The organism is Sphaerisporangium corydalis, assembly GCF_025506355.1.
Lineage (GTDB): Bacteria > Actinomycetota > Actinomycetes > Streptosporangiales > Streptosporangiaceae > Sphaerisporangium > Sphaerisporangium corydalis.
In genome coordinates, this window is sequence record NZ_JANZYP010000034.1 from 19,589 (window position 1) to 34,900 (window position 15,312).

The window sequence follows — 15,312 nt, forward strand, 5'->3', positions numbered from 1 at the left end:
GCCCATGGCCTTGTCGGCTCGACGGTCGAGCGAGGGCGATTAGGGTGAGTTTCTCCGGTCGGCCAATGGTTCAGATGAACAGGACGGCGGTCTCGCGTACGCAGACGTCACGGGGCTGCACGACCTTGTTGGTGACCGTGAACTCCTGCGGGGACCGGCACCGGTAGTGATGATCGCGACGTTCACACGACGGTCGCAGCCATTTGTGCAGGTGAGGTAGGGATCGGTGAAGTTGTGCCGATCAGTGTTTGGGTAACGTGGCGGCGGAGATCGTAGGCGGCGAGCATCGCCTACCACCTGCCGCCGAGTCCGTCAGCTGGGGTGTTCTGTGGTCCACCTGAAGGCCGCTGCCATGTGGGTCGCGCCTTCGCGGAGGTAGAAGCGGTGTGCCTCGGTTCGGGAGACGCCAGACTCCAGGAAGACGTAGTCGGCGCCATGGTCGAGGGCCCATGCTCTGGCGGCCGTCAGCAGGGCGGTGCCAACGCCTTGGGAGCGCCATTCGGGGTGCACCGCCAGGTCCTCGATCGAGGCCCGGCGGCCGAAGCGCACCGACAGGATGTCCAGGTAGACGCTGGCCACGCCGACCAGCTGATCCTGGTCCGAGCGGGCTTCGAACAGCGCGGCGTCCTTGGAGGCGAGGACCCGCGTGGTGCGCTCGATGGCGCGGTCGCGGTCCCAATCCGGGGGACGGCTGCCGGGCGGGGCGAAGAGCCACTCCAGCCCCGTCACGAACTCGGCCTCGGCACCTGGCTGGGACCGTCGAACCTGAATGCTCATCGAAGCGCGTCCGGTGGACACCATCTCAGCTCCTTCCGCGATCAGGCACCGCGCTCATGAGAAATGGGCGCGCCCACAATAGCGCAGCGGACTTCTCCCCCGATCGAGCTCCCGGCCGCGGCCGCCCAGCCGGTGGTCCTGGCCCGCACGGCACCCATGTAGCGCATGCACAGCTCAGCGCCGTACCGTCGCGTTCGTTCGGCCGGCTGATCGGATCGGATCGCTGCGGTCGGGTAGGGCCGGGGCTGTTCCGGCAGGGTTGACGTCGGAGGGAGGTCCGATGATCTCGGCGCTCAACAAGCTTGTCGATCTCGTCGAGGAGCACCTCGGCGAGGAGATCGACGTCCACCTGCTGGCCAGGGAAGTCGGCACGACCGAGTACCACCTGCGCCGGATGTTCTCGTCGTTGGCCGGCATGCCGCTGTCGGAGTACGTGCGCCGCCGCCGCATGACCGTCGCCGCCGCCGACGTCGTCCGGGGCGAGGACGATCTGCTGAGCATCGCCGTCCGGCACGGATACGGCTCGGCCGAGGCGTTCGGACGTGCGTTCCGCGCGGTCCACGGTTCCGGCCCCGGGGACGTGCGCCGCGACGGAGGCCCCCTGCGTGCACAACCGCAGCTCAGGTTCCGCCTGACCGTCGAAGGGAGCATCCCCATGGACACCCGCATCATCGACCGCCCCGCGTTCCGGCTGGTCGGACACGCGGCCCGGGTTCCGCTCATCCACCAGGGCGTCAACCCGCACATCCAGCGGCACATCACCGCGCTGCCGCAGGAGGAGCATCTCCGGCTGAAGGCCCTCGGCGACACAGAACCAGGGGGCCTGCTGCAAGTCTGCGCCGACCTCGACCCGGACGGCACAGAGGGTAGCGAACTGACCTACCTGCACGGGGTCGCCGTCTCCCGGGACACGCCGGCCCCCGACGACCTCGACGCCATCGAGGTGCCGGCCGGCATGTGGGCGGTCTTCCGTACCGCCGGACCGCATCCGCAGGCGCTGCAGACGACCTGGGCGGCGACCGTGACCGAGTGGTTCCCCTCCAACCCCTGGCGTATGCGGCCAGGTCCGTCGATCGTCACGGTCCTCGAGCGCGCGGATGACTTCAGCACGGCGACATGCGAGCTGTGGTTACCCGTCGAACCTGCCTGATGGACCGCGGTGCTGATTTCGGCGTCGGGCCCCGTGCGATGGCCGGTCAGAAGCGGTAGTGCAGGATCGTGGTGCCGACCATCCGCGACAGGGTGGGGCTGGGTGCGACCAGGCGGGCGGCCAGCCGTCCGCCCAGCGACATGTGGGCCAGCTCGGGCGCCCGCGTCAGGAAGATCTCCTCGACCAGCCGCAGCCTGGGGGCCCATCGTTCGGGCGCGTGGGGGTCGTTGAAGCCGGGGTTGGCGACGCCCCCGGTGATGGCGGCGAAGCCGCGCAGGTGCTTGAGCGCCCAGACGGCGTACGTGGTGTAGGCGTTGAAGGCCAGGTCGCCGCCGGAGAAGTGGTGAGTGAGCCGGTTGAGCAGCGCCACGAGGTCGTCCTGGGAGAGGAACCCGATCAGGCCGTCGGCCACGATCACGGTCGGCCGGTCGGCGGGAACGGCGTCCAGCCAGTGGGGATCGGTCAGGTCCGCGGCGAGGTGGTGGGCGCCGGCGCGCTCGGGCAGCAGGTGCCGCCGCAGGGCCACGATCTCGGGGAAGTCGACGTCGTACCACTCGACACCGTCGGGCGGATCCACCCGGAAGACCCTGCCGTCCAGGCCGGCGCCCAGGTCCAGCACGAGCGCGCCGGGGTGACGGGCGACGAACCCACCCACCACCTCGTCCAGCCGCTTGGCCCGCACGGCGATGTCGAAGACCCTGGTGCGCTCGTCCATGAGCCGGCTGGCGAGCGCGGGGAAGCGGGAGAGGTCGTATCCGGTCCGGCCGAGGATCTCGTCGGCCATGGCGTCGCCGAGGAAGGGGTGCGGCAGGCGGCTGTCGAGCGCCCTGCCGCCCAGGGTCAGGAACAGGCTCTCCTGCGCCGGCGTCAGTGCCGGAAGGGCGATGCCCATGGTGGTCAGTTCTCTTCCCGTCGTGGTTCGGATGCTTCGCGTCGTGGTTCGGGCGCTTGCCGTCGTGGTTCGGGCGCTTCGAGTCGTGGTTCGGATGCTTCGCGTCGTGGTTCGGATGCTTCCCCCTGGGGTTCGGATGGGCGCGTGGCGTCCCAGGCCTCCTGCGCGGTCTTGAGCGGCGTGTCGTCGAGGTAGAGCCCGTGGGTGTACAGCTCCAGCGCCGGCAGCGCCAGCCTGGCCATCACCTCGGGGCCGACGCGCTCGTGGCCCAGCGCGCGCGCCAGAGGAGGGGCCATGGTCAGCGTCGCCATGCTGACCATGACGCTCAGCACCGCCAGCGCCCGCGGGTCCGAGGACGGCCGCATCGTGCCGTCCCGCGCCCCGGCCCTGAAGACGGCCTCGGACTCCTCCACCAGCGTGTTCACGAACGTGCCCGCGGCGGGCACGTCCTCCTGGATCGCGCGGGCCATGTACCGCACGAGCACCTGGTACTCCTCGGGGTTCGACAGGTACACGGTGGCCAGGTCCCGCACCCCGTCGGGACGGCCCGCGGTGCGCGCCCTGGTGGTGAGCACGTGCAGCACGTGCTCGTCGCAGGTGGCGCGCAGCCCGTCCTTGCTGCCGAAGTGATGGGAGATCAGGCCGATGCTGACACCGGCCTCGGCGGCGATGGCCCGCAGGTTCGCCCTCTGGAAGCCGTCGCGGGCGAAGTGGGCGACGGCGATGTTGCGGATCTTCGCCCGGGCGGTCAGATCCTCTGGAGGCGGCTGCGCTGAACTCATTTTCAGTATACTAAACGTGTGTTCAGTCACTAGGCAAGCCGACAGTGGACTCAGGGGCACGACCGCCGTCTCGGCAGTCCTACGGGGCTCGTGTCCCGGGTTCGCCGGGCCGTGCGTCGTCGTGGAAGCGCGCGAGTCGTGCCTGCGTCTGCGTGAGGGTGACGTGGTGCCCCCGCTCGCAGTGCACCTCGGCCGTGAGGTGACCGCCGCACTCCGCGTGGACGAACTCCACGCCCGTCTTCGACTGGAGGCTCTCGCCCCACTCCATCAGCGCCACGAGCACCGGGAAGAGCGCGCGGCCGCGCGGTGTGAGGACGTATTCGGATCGCGTCCGGGCCCCCGGCTCGCGGTAGGGGCGCCGGGTGAGCAGTTCGTCGGCGACCATCTGCTTCAGCCGGCCGGCCGTGACCGCCTCGCTCAGGCCCGTGCGCCGGACCAGGTCCTCGAAGCGGTTCGCGCCGTAGTACACCTCGCGGAGCAGGATCATGGCCGACCGGGTGCCGACGACCTCCAGGGCGCGTTCGATGGAGCACCAGCCCTGCGCCGTCCAGGCGTCGCGGTCGGCGAACGGACCGACGAGGGTGATCACGTCGTCGCCGCCTTGGGCGCTGTGCGCACTCTCCGTCATGCCCGCCATCCTACGCCCTGGCTATGAGTGGCAATAGTCAGGTGTTATCGTCCTCACTATGGAAATGCATAGCCAGGTGGGAGAAGTCCCCAGACCGGCCGTCATCCGGCGCGACGACGGGCGCCCCGGCCCCGGGGGTCGCCGGCGCTGGCTCGGCCTGTTCGTCGTGTGCCTGGGCGTGATGATGGCCTTCGTCAACGTGTCCTCGACCATCTCCTCCCTCGGCGCCATCCAGGACGACCTGCGCGCCTCGGCCGGCACGCTCGTGTGGATCACCAGCGCCTACAGCCTCGCGGTGGTGAGCCTGGTCATGTCGGCCGGGACGCTGGGCGACCTGGTCGGGCGGCGGCTGGTGTTCGTCTCCGGCGCCGTCCTGTTCTCCGCCGGCAGCCTGGCCGCCTTCCTCGCCGACGGCTCCGGCACGCTGATCGCCGCGCAGGCCGTCATGGGCGTGGGCGGCGCCGCCGTGCTGCCCACGAGCCTCACCATCGTCAGCGTCGCGTTCACCGACCCGCACGAGCGCACCACCGCGATCAGCGTCTGGGCCGCGTGCTCGGGCCTGGGCCTGGCGGTGGGACCGCTGGTCGCCGGAGCCCTGCTGGAGCGCTTCTCCTGGCATCCCGTCTATCTCATCAACCTCGTCATCGGCGCGACGGCCGCGCTCCTGTCGCCGCTGTTCGTCCACGAGAGCAAGCACCCGTCACGCCGCCTGGACCCGGCGGGGGTCCTGCTCGGCACCGTGACGATCGCCTCGGCGACGTACGCGATCATCCAGGGCGGCGCGACCGGATACACCAGCGCGCCCATCATCGCCGCGTACGCGGTCTTCGCCCTCTCGCTGGCCCTGTTCGTCCGGGTGGAACTGCGCCACCACGACCCGATGCTCGACCTGCGCCTGTTCCGCAGCCTCTCGTTCACGGCCGTGATGGGTGTGGCCGCCACGACGATGTTCGGGTTCGTCGGCATCTCCCTGCTCACCGTCCTCTACCTGGAACGGGTCCACCAGGTCAGCGCCCTGGGCACGGGCGTGCGGCTGCTGGCCATGTTCGCGACGTACGTGGCCGTCAGCGCCGTCGCTTCGCGCCTGGTCCGCAGGGTCGGCTTCACCGTCATGCTCACCGGGGGCCTTGTGCTCATGGGAGCCGGGGCCCTGGCCCTGCTGGCCGTCGGCCCCTTCGACGGATTCGACGCCATATGGCCCGGCCTCCTCCTGGCCGGCGTCGGCTCGGGCCTGCTCGTCGCGCCCTCCTCATCCGCCGCCGTCAGCAGCGTCCCCCCGCTTCAGGCCGGCATGGCCGCCTCGGCCGTCAACATGGCCCGCCAGCTCGGCGGCGTCCTCGGACCCAGCGTGCTGGGCACCATCGTCACGAGCCGCTTCCCCCGCGACCTCCGTGAGCGGCTCGTGGACGCCGGGCTTCCCGGCCCCGGCGCCGACCAGGTCGTCACGGGCGCCGCGCACGGAGGCGGCACCACCGGGCTCCCCGCCTCGCTGGCGAGGACGGTGAACATCGCGGTCGCGCAGGCCTTCACCGACGCGGTCCACCTGGGCCTGCTCATCGGCGGGATCGTCCTGCTGGCCATGGCCGTTCCCGCCGCTCTCTACGTACGCCACCGCCTGCCGGGCGGCGGCGGTCCGGCGGTGTGATCAGCGGAGCAGGACGCCGAAGACGGTGTCGAAGAACGGCTTGAAGGCCTTGGCGGACCGTTCGGTACGGGAGGAGATCAGCGTCCCCTCCCAGGCGTTGAGCAGGAACGCGGCGAGCGTCTCCGCGTCCTGCCCGGCCGACACCTGGCCCGCCGTCTGGGCGTCGGCGACGGCGCAGGTCAGGCACTCGGCCCAGTAGGCGAAGCCCTGCCGGATCGCCTCGCGGATGATCTCGCTGTGGTCGCTTATCTCGTTGGCGAAGTCGCCGAACAGGCAGCCTCGCAGGAACCGCTGGTCGAGCTGGCCGTCCCGGAGGAACTCGAAGTGCCTGCGGAGCCGGGTGAGCGGGTCCACCGAGGAGTCCTTGAGGTCCGCGAGCCGCAGCGTCGAGCCGTACCGCTCCAGCGCGACGACGGCCAGGGCCTCCTTGGACGGGAAGTGGTTGTAGAACGAGCCCTTCGGCGCGCCCGCCGCGTCGGTGATGTCCTTCACCCCCGCGCCGTTGAAGCCGTGGGCGTGGAACTGCTCGAACGCGGCCTCGACCAGCTCTCCGCGCAGACTGTGCCGGGCCATGCGTCGCCACCTCCGAGCAAAACGACCGATCGTCTCGACCCGTGGAAGATTACCACCCCAAGCGAAGAAACCCCAGGCCGGTAGGCGACCACACCTCACGCAAGGAGTGTTTGACTTCTTTTAAGACGACCGGTCATTATGAAACCAGACGATGAACCGATCTGACCGCGAAAGGGGCAGCATGTCCACGTATCGAGCGATCCAGGTGACCGGGGCGCGGAACTTCTCCCTGGTCGAGCGTGAGCTGGTGGAACCTGGCCGCGGCCAGGTGCGGATCCGCGTCGAGGCCTGCGGCGTCTGCCACTCCGACGCGGTCGGCGTCGAGGGCATGCGCCCCGACCCCTCGGCCCCGGTCGTCCCCGGGCACGAGATCGTCGGCGTCATCGACGCCGTGGGTGAGGGGATCGAGGACTGGCGGGCCGGCGACCGCGTCGGAGTGGGCTACCTCGCGGGCTACTGCGGCACGTGCGAGCGGTGCCGGCGCGGCGACTTCGTCACCTGCTCCCGGCAGCCCGCCATGGGTTCCGACCTCGACGGAGGGTACGCCGAGTCCGTGATCGCGCTGGCGAGCGGCCTCGTCCGCGTCCCCGACGGCCTTTCCGCGATCGAGGCGGCGCCGCTGCTGTGCGCCGGGCTCACCACGTTCATGGGCCTGCGTCTCGTGGACGCGGCGCCGGGCCGGCTCGTCGCCGTTCAGGGCATCGGCGGCCTCGGCCACCTCGCCGTCCAGTACGCGGCGCGGCAGGGCTACCGTGTCGCCGCCATCGCTCGCGGCGCCGGCAAGGCGGAACTCGCGCTGAGGCTCGGCGCCGACCATTACATCGACAGCGCGAGCGAAGACCCGGGCGAGGCGCTCCAGGCCCTCGGCGGCGCCGCCGCCGTCATCGCGACCGCGTCCAACGCCCCCTCGATGTCGCCGCTCATCGCGGGCCTGAGCCCGCGCGGCCGGCTCGTCGTCCTCGGCGTCGACGTCCAGGACCCGATCGCGGTGGACACCGTGACCCTGACGTTCGGCGGCCGCGAGGTCATCGGCAGCATCACCGGCAAGCCCGTCGACAACGAGGACAACCTCGCCTTCGCCCTGCACCGGGACGTCCGCCCGATGGTCGAGGTCATGCCGCTCGCCGACGCCCCGAAGGCGTACGAGCACATGATGTCCGGGAATGCCCGCTTCCGCGTGGTCCTCGACACGACCGCCTGAGCCGATGGGGCCCGGCTTCAGGGCAGGGTGCGTACGGCGGTGAGGAAACCTCCGGTGGCCGGGCCGGGCAGATCCCGGCCGTAGGAGCCGGCCAGGGTGGCCAGGTCGTGGAACCGGGGACGCCAGCCGTCCCGGGCGAGCCGTCCGGCCACGTCCCCGCCAGGACCGCCCTTCCACATCGCCGTGTACGGCTCCATGGCCGGCATGTCCCCGGCCCGTGACACGAGCGTGGAGTCGCCGCCGGGGAAGTGCTCGAACGAGAGCCGGCTGCCCGGGGCGGACAGCGTTCCGACGGCCGCGAGCAGGCGGGCGGACTCCCCGGCCGTCAGGTAGATCAGCAGGCCCTCGGCCAGCCATGCCGTACGGGCGGCGCGGTCGAACCCGGCGGCGAGCAGCGCGGCCGGCCAATCGTCGCGAAGATCGACCGGCAGCGCGATGCGCTCGTGGCAGCGCGGCAGCGCCGTGCGCTCGTGGCGGCGCGGCGCCGCCTTCCCCGCGAGCACGGCGTCCTTGAAGGCCAGCACCTCGGGAAGGTCCAGCTCGAACACCCGGGTGCGCTCGGGCCAGGCCAGCCGGAAGGCCCGGGTGTCCAGGCCCGCCGCGAGCAGCACGACCTGGCGGCAGGCGCGCGCGGCCTCGGTCAGGTAGTCGTCGTAGAAGCGGGTGCGCATCACCGCATGCGCGTACAGCACCCCACCCAGCGATGCCGCCGACCACGGCATCCCTTCCTCACTCCCGCCCACCTCCGTCCTCGGCACCGCCTCCCTGCTGTCAACCGCCTCCATCCCCGCTGCGGCTCCCTCGGTGCCGCCCGCTCGTGTCCTCGGTGGGGTCCCGGTCGGTTGGGGGAACATCGCGGGGGCCGCGTCCACGAACGCCTGGGCGTACGGGTCGGTGAACAGGCGGTCGCGGCGGCGGTTCTCCATGGCCCGTACCACCGCCATGCCGAGGGCGGTCCTGCCCACGCCTTCCAACGGCGGTTCCTGCGGCCCCATCACGCCTCCCCCGCCCCTTCTTTGTATGCCCTGGATGAAACTTCATCGCCAACGATACATCTTCAGCGATGCTTCAGCGCCGATGTAGTCTGGCGGGCATGGACGGCGGCCAACTGCACCGGCTGGGCAGGCGACTGATCGAGTTGTCGGCGGCGGCGACCGGCGAGGCGGGGGACCTTCGGCTGACGCCGGGGGAACTGGCCGTGCTGGAGGACGCGATCAAGCACCCTGACGGCTCCGTCGGCGAGATCCATCAGCGCACCGGCTTCGCGCAGAGCCACGTGTCGGTGTCGGTGTCCCGGCTCAGGGAGCGCGGGCTGGTCGAGACCACCGCCGACCGGGCCGACGGGCGCCGCACCCGCGTCCGGGTCACCGGCGAGGCCCTCCAGGCGATCACCCGCCGCGCCGCCCGCGACACCGGCGACGCCATCGCCCGCGCCGTCCCCACCCCGGCCGAGGCACGCCGCGTCGCCGCCCTCTTGGACGAACTGGCCACTCTGCTCCTCTGACCGACGCGCACCCGCCCTGCTCCTCCGACCGGCCCGCGCCCGCCCCTGCTCCTCTGACCGGCCCGCACCCGCCCCTGCTGCTCTGACCGCACGCTCGCCGCACCGCACGGGGGATCCCCCGGCCCCCGTGATGGGCCGTCCGCGGCGTCCTAGGCCATGGAGACGAGGCGGGCGCCGCCGTCGGTTTCGAGGATTGTGCCGGTGATGTTCGCGTTGGTCGCCGCCAGTACCACGGCCTCGGCGACGTCTTCGGCGGTCGCGATGCGCCGTGCCGGCAGCAGCTGGGCGGCTTGAGTGAAGTACGCCTGTTTTGCCTGGTCGGGGAGGCCGTTCCACCAAGGGGTGTCGACCAGGCCGGGAGAGACGCCGTTGACCCGGATGGGAGCCAGTTCGGCGGCGAGTGGCTTGACGAGGGCTTCGACGGCTCCGTTGACGGCCGCGATACCGGCGGTGCCGGGCATGCCCGCCCGGGCGGTGATCGCGCCGAGCAGTGTGATCGAGCCCGTGGGCGCCAGGTGCGGCAGGGCCGCCTGGATGGTGGTGACGTGGCCCCAGAATTTGGCGTCGAAGGCCCGGCGGAGCATGCCGAGGTCCAGGTCGGCGAAGGGTCCCGGGCCTTCGCTGCCGCTGAGGCTGATGACGAGCCAGTCGATCCTGCCGATCGCCTCGACGACGGCGGTGATCTCCCCTCGGTCGCCGCCGTCCGCCCGGTGGCCGATGATCTCCGGGTCGGTGGTGGCGATGTCGTCGAGACGCTCCTTGCCGCGCCCGGCGACGTGGACGGTCGCGCCCAGGGCCTGGAGCCGGCGGGCGGTGGCCAGCCCGATGCCGGAGGTTCCGCCGACGACGAGGGCTACGTGCTGTGTCATTCCCTGCTCCTCAATTCGATTCGTTACGTATCGTTTTGAATGAAGCTAGCATGACTCCCGTGACCGACCAACCCGCCCCCGAGCGCCCGGGCCGCAAGCGCAGCGAAGACAGCAGGATGGCGATCCTGGCCGCGGCGAGCGAGCTCACCGCCGAGGTCGGCTACGCCGGTCTGACGATCGAAGGGATCGCCGCCCGGTCCGGGGCCGGCAAGACCACGATCTACCGCTGGTGGCCGTCCAAGGCCGACGTCCTCCTCGACGCGCTGGCGACCAAGGCGGACCTGTACGTGCCGGTATCGGATGAGGGCAGCTACCCCGCCGACCTCAGCGCCTTTCTGACCGCGAGTTTCGCCCTCGGCCGCGACCCGCAGGTCGCCGAGGTGCTGTGCGCCCTGATGGCCGAGGCACAGATCAACCCCGAGTTCGGGAAGCGGTTCCGTGCCTCGTTCCTGCGGAACCGCCGGGACGCGCTCGGGGTCATTCTCGATCGTGCCCAGGCTCGCGGGGATCTTCCGCCGGGCCTGCCTCCCGCGACCGTCGCCGACATCGTGTTCGGCACTCTGTGGTACCGGCTGCTCGCCACCCGCGAACCCCTCGATCAGCGGCTTGCCGACGATCTCGTCTCCGCGCTGGCCGGGACGCCGTGCGACCCGCGTTGACGGCGCCGCCCCGAGCCCGACGCGACCACGATGGGTATCTTCCAATCCAAGCGGCACGACCGATCACGACTGGAGTTGATGGCGATGAGCGAGCTGCCTGAGGAGCCGTCGCACCGGCGGTTGCACCACGTGGCGCCGGACGGGCTGACGCGGGAGACCGCGCAGTCGGCCGGGATGCTCCGCCGCGCGGCGATCAGCGGGGCCACCGTGGGGTCGAAGCGGCAGTGGATGGGACAGACGCGCATGTCCCCCGCCACCGTCTCGGCCAACCACCACCACGGCGACTCTGAGACCGCGATCTACGTGGTCAGCGGCAGGCCGTCGTTCGTGTTCCTCGACGTCGAGGGCGACGAGCCGCGCGAGGTCCGGATCGACGCCCGGCCGGGCGACTTCGTCTTCGTGCCTCCGTTCGTGCCCCACCGCGAGGAGAATCCGGACCCCGAGGAGGAGGCGGTCGTAGTGATCGCGCGAAGCTCCCAGGAGGCGATCGTGGTGAACCTCGACTCGCTCAGCTGGGACCGGTAGAGGCGAGAAGATCTTGAGGCGGGTACGCAAGGGCGTGCTCGCCGCCGTGGATCAGCGCCCGACCCGCTCCGCCAGGAAGTCCTCCCAGGTCCGGCTGCCCGGCACGGCCCCCGTGACGGACAGGTTCTCGCCGGCCCGGTAGGCGCGCCCGGCCTTGCCTGGCATCCGGATCGGCACCATCAACCGGCGCCCCCCGCGCGCCCGCAGGTACCCCCGGGCCAGGTCGGCCATCCCGTACACCTTCGGCCCGGCCAGGTCGGGTACCAGGCCGGCCGGCTCGGCGAGCGTCAGTTCCACGAGCCGGGCCGCCACGTCGCGCGCGTCGACCGGCTGGAACCGCAGCCCGCCAGGGACCGGTATCACCGGCGACCGCGCCAGGTTCCGCACCACGGTCAGGACCAGGTCGTGGAACTGGGCGGCGCGCAGCGTCGTCCACGGCAGGCCGGAGCCGGCCACGGCCTGCTCCGCGCCGAGTTTGGCGGTGAAGTAGGACAGCGGTACCCGGTCCGCCCCGATGACCGAGATGTACACCAGGTGCCGCGCGCCGGTGTGCGAGGCGGCCCGGACCAGGTTCTGGGTCGCCTCCTGGTCGCCCTTGGCGGCGCCCGCGAGATGCACGATGATCTCGGCCCCGGCGATCGCGGGCTCGATCCCCTCGTTCTTGAGCAGGTCACCGGGCACGTACTCGATGCCGTCCCCGGACGCGTGGGCGCGCCGGCTGAGGATCCGTACTTCGTGGCCGGCGTCGCGCAGGAGCGGGGTGACGTGGCGCCCGAGCGTGCCCGTGCCGCCGGTGAGCAGGATGGATGGTGTCATGCTTTTCTCCGAAATCGTCCAGACCAGTCCCCGTCACACCAGCAGGGTTTCGGGGGTCAGCCTCTGTGACACTTCGCGCGGGGGGAATGTGACCTGATGGACGAGAGCATGTGGCTGCTGGAGCGTTTCGAGGAGCACCGGCCCCGGCTGCGAGCGGTGGCCTACCGGATGCTCGGCTCGGCGAGCGAGGCCGACGACGCCGTCCAGGAGGGCTGGCTGCGCCTCAGCCGGGCCGGCGCCGACGGCGTCGAGAACCTCGGCGGGTGGTTGACCACGGTGGTGGCGCGGGTGTGCCTGAACATGCTGCGCACGCGCGCGACCCGGCGCGAGGAGCCCCTTGACGCGGGGGCTCCCGGTCCGGTCGCCGGCGACCGGGACGCGGGCGACCCCGAGGGCGAGGCGTTGCTGGCCGACTCGGTCGGGCTGGCGTTGCTGGTGGTGCTGGACACGCTCACGCCGGCCGAGCGGCTCGCGTTCGTGCTGCATGACATGTTCGCCGTGCCGTTCGACGACATCGGCCCGATGATCGAGCGTTCCCCGGCCGCGGCCCGGCAGCTCGCGAGCCGCGCCCGGCGCCGGATCAAGGGGGTCACCCCGGAGCGCGACGCCGATCTGACCCGCCGGCGCCGGGTCGTCGAGGCGTTCCAGGCCGCCTCCCGTGGCGGTGACTTCGACGCGCTGATCGCGCTGCTCGATCCCGATGTGCTGCTGCGGGCCGACCGGGCCGCCGGTCCCACCCCCGAGCCCCTCATGTTCCGCGGTCACCGGGCCGTGACCAAGGGCGCGCTCGCCGCCGCCGAACGGATGCGGTCCACCCGGCCGGCGCTGGTGAACGGAGATGTGGGACTGGTGATGGCCCCCCGCGGGCGCCTGTTCCTGGCCCTCGCCTTCACGTTCGCCGGCGACAGGATCACCGAGATCGACGTGATCGCCGACCCCGGCCGCCTCCGCCTGCTCGACCTCGCCGTCCTGGATTGAGCGGGCCCGGTCGCTGAACGGCTCGACCTCGCCGTCCCGGACCGAGCGGCCCCGGTCGCCGGACGGCTCGACCTCGGTCGCCGGCACCGGCGGCCGTACCCTCTGCTTACGAGCGTGTCGCGGTGACCTCGGGACCGTGTCCGGGGGCGACGGATCCCTGAAGGACGAGGGCCGCCCCGCCGATGGCCGCGGAGTCGCGGGGGTTGCTCGACAGGTCCACGCGCACCGCGTGGACCCCGCGCGAGAACGCGCGCTCCGCGAGGCGGCGGCGGATCTCGCTGACGTAGAGCGAACCGGCGACGGCGAAGCCGGGCCCGGCGAGCACGAGCGTGTCGAGGTCCCAGAGGTTGGCGAGCGTCAGGGCGCCGTCGGCGAGGAGCAGGGCCGACTCGTCGATCAGCGCACGCGCCTGCTCGTCGCCGTAGATCGCCGCGCGGGCCAGGACGTCGAACGCCCGCGCGTCCGGGTCGTCCGGGCGGATCTCCAGGCGGCCCGCGAGGCCGGGGGTGGCCCGGGCGCGTTCGACGAGCACGGCGGGCGCGGCGTACAGCTCCAGACAGCCCCGGTTGCCGCAGCCGCACCGCGCACCGTCGCGGACCACCGAGACGTGCCCGATCTCGCCCGCGTTGGAGCTGGCGCCGCGATGGAGCGCTCCGTCCAGGACGACGCCCGAGCCGATTCCCGAGTTCATGTACAGGCAGCCGAAGGTCCGCTCCCGCGAGACCTGCCGCCCCCAGAACTCGCCCACGGCGGCCGCGGCGGCCTCGCTGTCGACGAGCACCGGCACGCCGAGCCGGGCGGTGAGGTCCCGGCCGAGGTCGAGGTCGGCCCAGCGTTCCAGTCCCGGAAGCGCGAGGAACCTGCCCCGTGCGACGTCGACCGGGCCGGGGCCGACGACGGCCAGGCCCGCCACGCTCTGCGGCGACAGGCCGAGGCCCTGTGTGACGTCGCGGTAGAGGGCGGCGAGCTGGGCTACGATGTCCTCCGGCTTTTCGGGGGACGACGCCCCGGAGACGAGCTCGCGTCCGATCGTGCCGCCGCGGGTGTCGGTCACCACGCATGTGAGCGTGTCGGCTTCGACGCGGATCCCGACGCCGTACGCCGATCGGGAGTTGATCATGAGCAGGGTCCGTGGCTTTCCACCGGTCGCGACCGTGGCGCCGGTCTCGCGCACGACGCCATCGTCGATCAGGCGGCGGACGATGTTGGAGATCGTCGGCTGGGTGAGCCCGGTGGCCTTGACCAGCTCCACCCTGCTGATCGGCCCCGAGGACCGGATGAGGTCGACGACGAGCGCCCGGCTCCCCGGCCCCGCGGCCGCGGACTCCCGTCGGGCCACGCTCAACCGCCTCTCGTCCCGGCCGTAGGTTCGGCACGACTACGTTACGTGGCACGAGGTTAGTTCACGAGGACAGTGCGCGAGGAAGGGGCACCGATGGCGGCGGCATCGACGGGTACGGCGACGCGCCCTCGGGCGGGTACGCCGGTGGGTCTGGCCCTCGTACGCGACGCCGAGGTCCTCGGTGCGGAGCCGTTCTTCCACGAGTTCATCGCGGGCATGGAGCGGGTCCTGGTCCCGCTGGGGGTGCCCGTGCTGCTCCAGGTGGTGGCCACGATCCGGCAGGCGAGCGACCGGATGCGCGCGTGGGCGGCCCAGGGGCAGGTGCAGGGGATGATCCTCATCGACCTGCTCCCCGGTGACGAGCGGGTCGCGCTGGTCGGCGAGCTGGGCATGCCGACGGTGGTCATCGGCGACCCGGTCACCGCCGGCGGGCTGCCCGCGGTGTGGACGCAGGACGAGGTCGCCATGAACGACGTCGTCGCCGCGCTGGTCGCGGGCGGGCACACCCATCTCGGGCATGTCGCGGGGCCGGCCGAGATGGCGCACACGATCATCCGCCGCCGCACGTTCAACGCCGCCGCGGCGGGGCTCGGCGTGCGCACGACGACGTTCGAGGGGGACTACTCCGAGGCGGCCGGGGTGCGCGCCGTCACCACCCTGGCGGGGATCGACGACCGCCCGACGGCGCTGGTCTTCGACAACGACGTCATGGCCCTTGGCGCGCTCCACGAGGCGCGCCGCCTCGGCCTGGCGGTCCCGGCGGATCTCTCGCTGGTGGCGTGGGACGACTCGGCGCTGTGCCAGCTCGCCGATCCGCCGCTCAGCGCCGTGAGCCATGACGTCCAGGCGCTGGGCGAGCTGGCCGGCGCCACTTTGGCCGAGGTGCTGTCGGGGGCGCCGCCGCGTGTGATCATGACCGCGCCGGCGACGTTGGTCGACCGCGGCTCCAGCATTTAATAGATTACTAATCT

At 71.8% G+C, this 15,312-nt stretch carries 17 protein-coding genes; 8 read left to right on the forward strand and 9 right to left on the reverse strand.

Annotated features, from left to right (window positions below; genetic code table 11):
* Positions 1-312: 312 nt before the first annotated feature.
* Entirely contained in the window at positions 313-777 is a 465-nt protein-coding gene (locus NYZ98_RS22635; RefSeq protein ID WP_262844865.1) for a GNAT family N-acetyltransferase, read from the reverse strand.
* A 280-nt stretch (positions 778-1,057) separates the two neighbouring features.
* On the opposite strand from NYZ98_RS22635, the gene NYZ98_RS22640 reads away from it, so the two are divergent.
* On the forward strand, positions 1,058-1,927 hold the full coding sequence (locus NYZ98_RS22640) for an AraC family transcriptional regulator (RefSeq protein ID WP_262844866.1): 870 nt from the start codon (positions 1,058-1,060) through the stop codon (positions 1,925-1,927).
* 46 nt (positions 1,928-1,973) lie between these two features.
* Here the strand turns inward: NYZ98_RS22640 and NYZ98_RS22645 are convergent, their stop codons facing one another.
* The 3 genes from NYZ98_RS22645 to NYZ98_RS22655 all read right to left on the reverse strand — a co-directional run bounded on the left by NYZ98_RS22645 (position 1,974) and on the right by NYZ98_RS22655 (position 4,229).
* Positions 1,974-2,819 (reverse strand): class I SAM-dependent methyltransferase, encoded by an 846-nt coding sequence (locus NYZ98_RS22645; RefSeq protein WP_262844867.1) that lies wholly within the window; start codon positions 2,817-2,819, stop codon positions 1,974-1,976.
* 5 nt (positions 2,820-2,824) lie between these two features.
* Positions 2,825-3,601 carry a TetR/AcrR family transcriptional regulator gene (locus tag NYZ98_RS22650; protein WP_262844868.1) on the reverse strand — a complete coding sequence of 259 codons (777 nt, stop codon included), beginning with the start codon at positions 3,599-3,601 and terminating at the stop codon, positions 2,825-2,827.
* A gap of 79 nt (positions 3,602-3,680) precedes the next feature.
* Entirely contained in the window at positions 3,681-4,229 is a 549-nt protein-coding gene (locus tag NYZ98_RS22655) for a winged helix-turn-helix transcriptional regulator (protein WP_262844869.1), read from the reverse strand.
* A gap of 58 nt (positions 4,230-4,287) precedes the next feature.
* On the opposite strand from NYZ98_RS22655, the gene NYZ98_RS22660 reads away from it, so the two are divergent.
* On the forward strand, positions 4,288-5,874 hold the full coding sequence (locus tag NYZ98_RS22660) for an MFS transporter (protein ID WP_262844870.1): 1,587 nt from the start codon (positions 4,288-4,290) through the stop codon (positions 5,872-5,874).
* Here NYZ98_RS22660 and NYZ98_RS22665 read toward each other — a convergent pair whose 3' ends face one another.
* Positions 5,875-6,447 (reverse strand): TetR/AcrR family transcriptional regulator, encoded by a 573-nt coding sequence (locus tag NYZ98_RS22665; RefSeq protein ID WP_262844871.1) that lies wholly within the window; start codon positions 6,445-6,447, stop codon positions 5,875-5,877.
* A 181-nt stretch (positions 6,448-6,628) separates the two neighbouring features.
* Here NYZ98_RS22665 and NYZ98_RS22670 point away from each other — a divergent pair, with 181 nt between their 5' ends.
* Positions 6,629-7,648, forward strand: a complete 1,020-nt coding sequence (locus tag NYZ98_RS22670; protein WP_262844872.1) for an alcohol dehydrogenase catalytic domain-containing protein — start codon at positions 6,629-6,631, stop codon at positions 7,646-7,648.
* A 17-nt stretch (positions 7,649-7,665) separates the two neighbouring features.
* Here NYZ98_RS22670 and NYZ98_RS22675 read toward each other — a convergent pair whose 3' ends face one another.
* Positions 7,666-8,643: an SAM-dependent methyltransferase gene (locus tag NYZ98_RS22675; protein WP_262844873.1), complete on the reverse strand. Its 978-nt coding sequence runs from the start codon at positions 8,641-8,643 to the stop codon at positions 7,666-7,668.
* Positions 8,644-8,741: 98 nt separating this feature from the next.
* Here NYZ98_RS22675 and NYZ98_RS22680 point away from each other — a divergent pair, with 98 nt between their 5' ends.
* Positions 8,742-9,152 (forward strand): MarR family winged helix-turn-helix transcriptional regulator, encoded by a 411-nt coding sequence (locus NYZ98_RS22680; RefSeq protein ID WP_262844874.1) that lies wholly within the window; start codon positions 8,742-8,744, stop codon positions 9,150-9,152.
* 149 nt (positions 9,153-9,301) lie between these two features.
* On the opposite strand, the gene NYZ98_RS22685 is transcribed toward NYZ98_RS22680, so the two are convergent.
* Positions 9,302-10,021 (reverse strand): SDR family oxidoreductase, encoded by a 720-nt coding sequence (locus tag NYZ98_RS22685; RefSeq protein WP_262844875.1) that lies wholly within the window; start codon positions 10,019-10,021, stop codon positions 9,302-9,304.
* A 59-nt stretch (positions 10,022-10,080) separates the two neighbouring features.
* On the opposite strand from NYZ98_RS22685, the gene NYZ98_RS22690 reads away from it, so the two are divergent.
* Together NYZ98_RS22690 and NYZ98_RS22695 are read left to right on the forward strand one after the other, a co-directional pair.
* Entirely contained in the window at positions 10,081-10,680 is a 600-nt protein-coding gene (locus NYZ98_RS22690; RefSeq protein ID WP_262844876.1) for a TetR/AcrR family transcriptional regulator, read from the forward strand.
* Between the two features lie 84 nt (positions 10,681-10,764).
* Positions 10,765-11,205, forward strand: coding sequence for a cupin domain-containing protein (locus NYZ98_RS22695; protein ID WP_262844877.1), 441 nt, complete (start codon positions 10,765-10,767; stop codon positions 11,203-11,205).
* A gap of 51 nt (positions 11,206-11,256) precedes the next feature.
* Here the strand turns inward: NYZ98_RS22695 and NYZ98_RS22700 are convergent, their stop codons facing one another.
* Complete coding sequence (locus tag NYZ98_RS22700) at positions 11,257-12,021, reverse strand: SDR family oxidoreductase (protein WP_262844878.1); 765 nt, start codon at positions 12,019-12,021, stop codon at positions 11,257-11,259.
* Positions 12,022-12,117: 96 nt separating this feature from the next.
* Here NYZ98_RS22700 and NYZ98_RS22705 point away from each other — a divergent pair, with 96 nt between their 5' ends.
* Positions 12,118-12,999, forward strand: coding sequence for a sigma-70 family RNA polymerase sigma factor (locus tag NYZ98_RS22705; protein WP_262844879.1), 882 nt, complete (start codon positions 12,118-12,120; stop codon positions 12,997-12,999).
* 106 nt (positions 13,000-13,105) lie between these two features.
* On the opposite strand, the gene NYZ98_RS22710 is transcribed toward NYZ98_RS22705, so the two are convergent.
* The gene (locus NYZ98_RS22710) at positions 13,106-14,338 is read right to left on the reverse strand and encodes an ROK family transcriptional regulator (protein WP_262844880.1); all 1,233 of its coding nucleotides are present in this window, start codon (positions 14,336-14,338) and stop codon (positions 13,106-13,108) included.
* 147 nt (positions 14,339-14,485) lie between these two features.
* Here NYZ98_RS22710 and NYZ98_RS22715 point away from each other — a divergent pair, with 147 nt between their 5' ends.
* A complete protein-coding gene (locus NYZ98_RS22715; RefSeq protein WP_262844881.1) occupies positions 14,486-15,298 on the forward strand; it encodes a LacI family DNA-binding transcriptional regulator in 813 nt (270 codons plus the stop codon).
* The last annotated feature ends 14 nt before the right edge of the window (positions 15,299-15,312 follow it).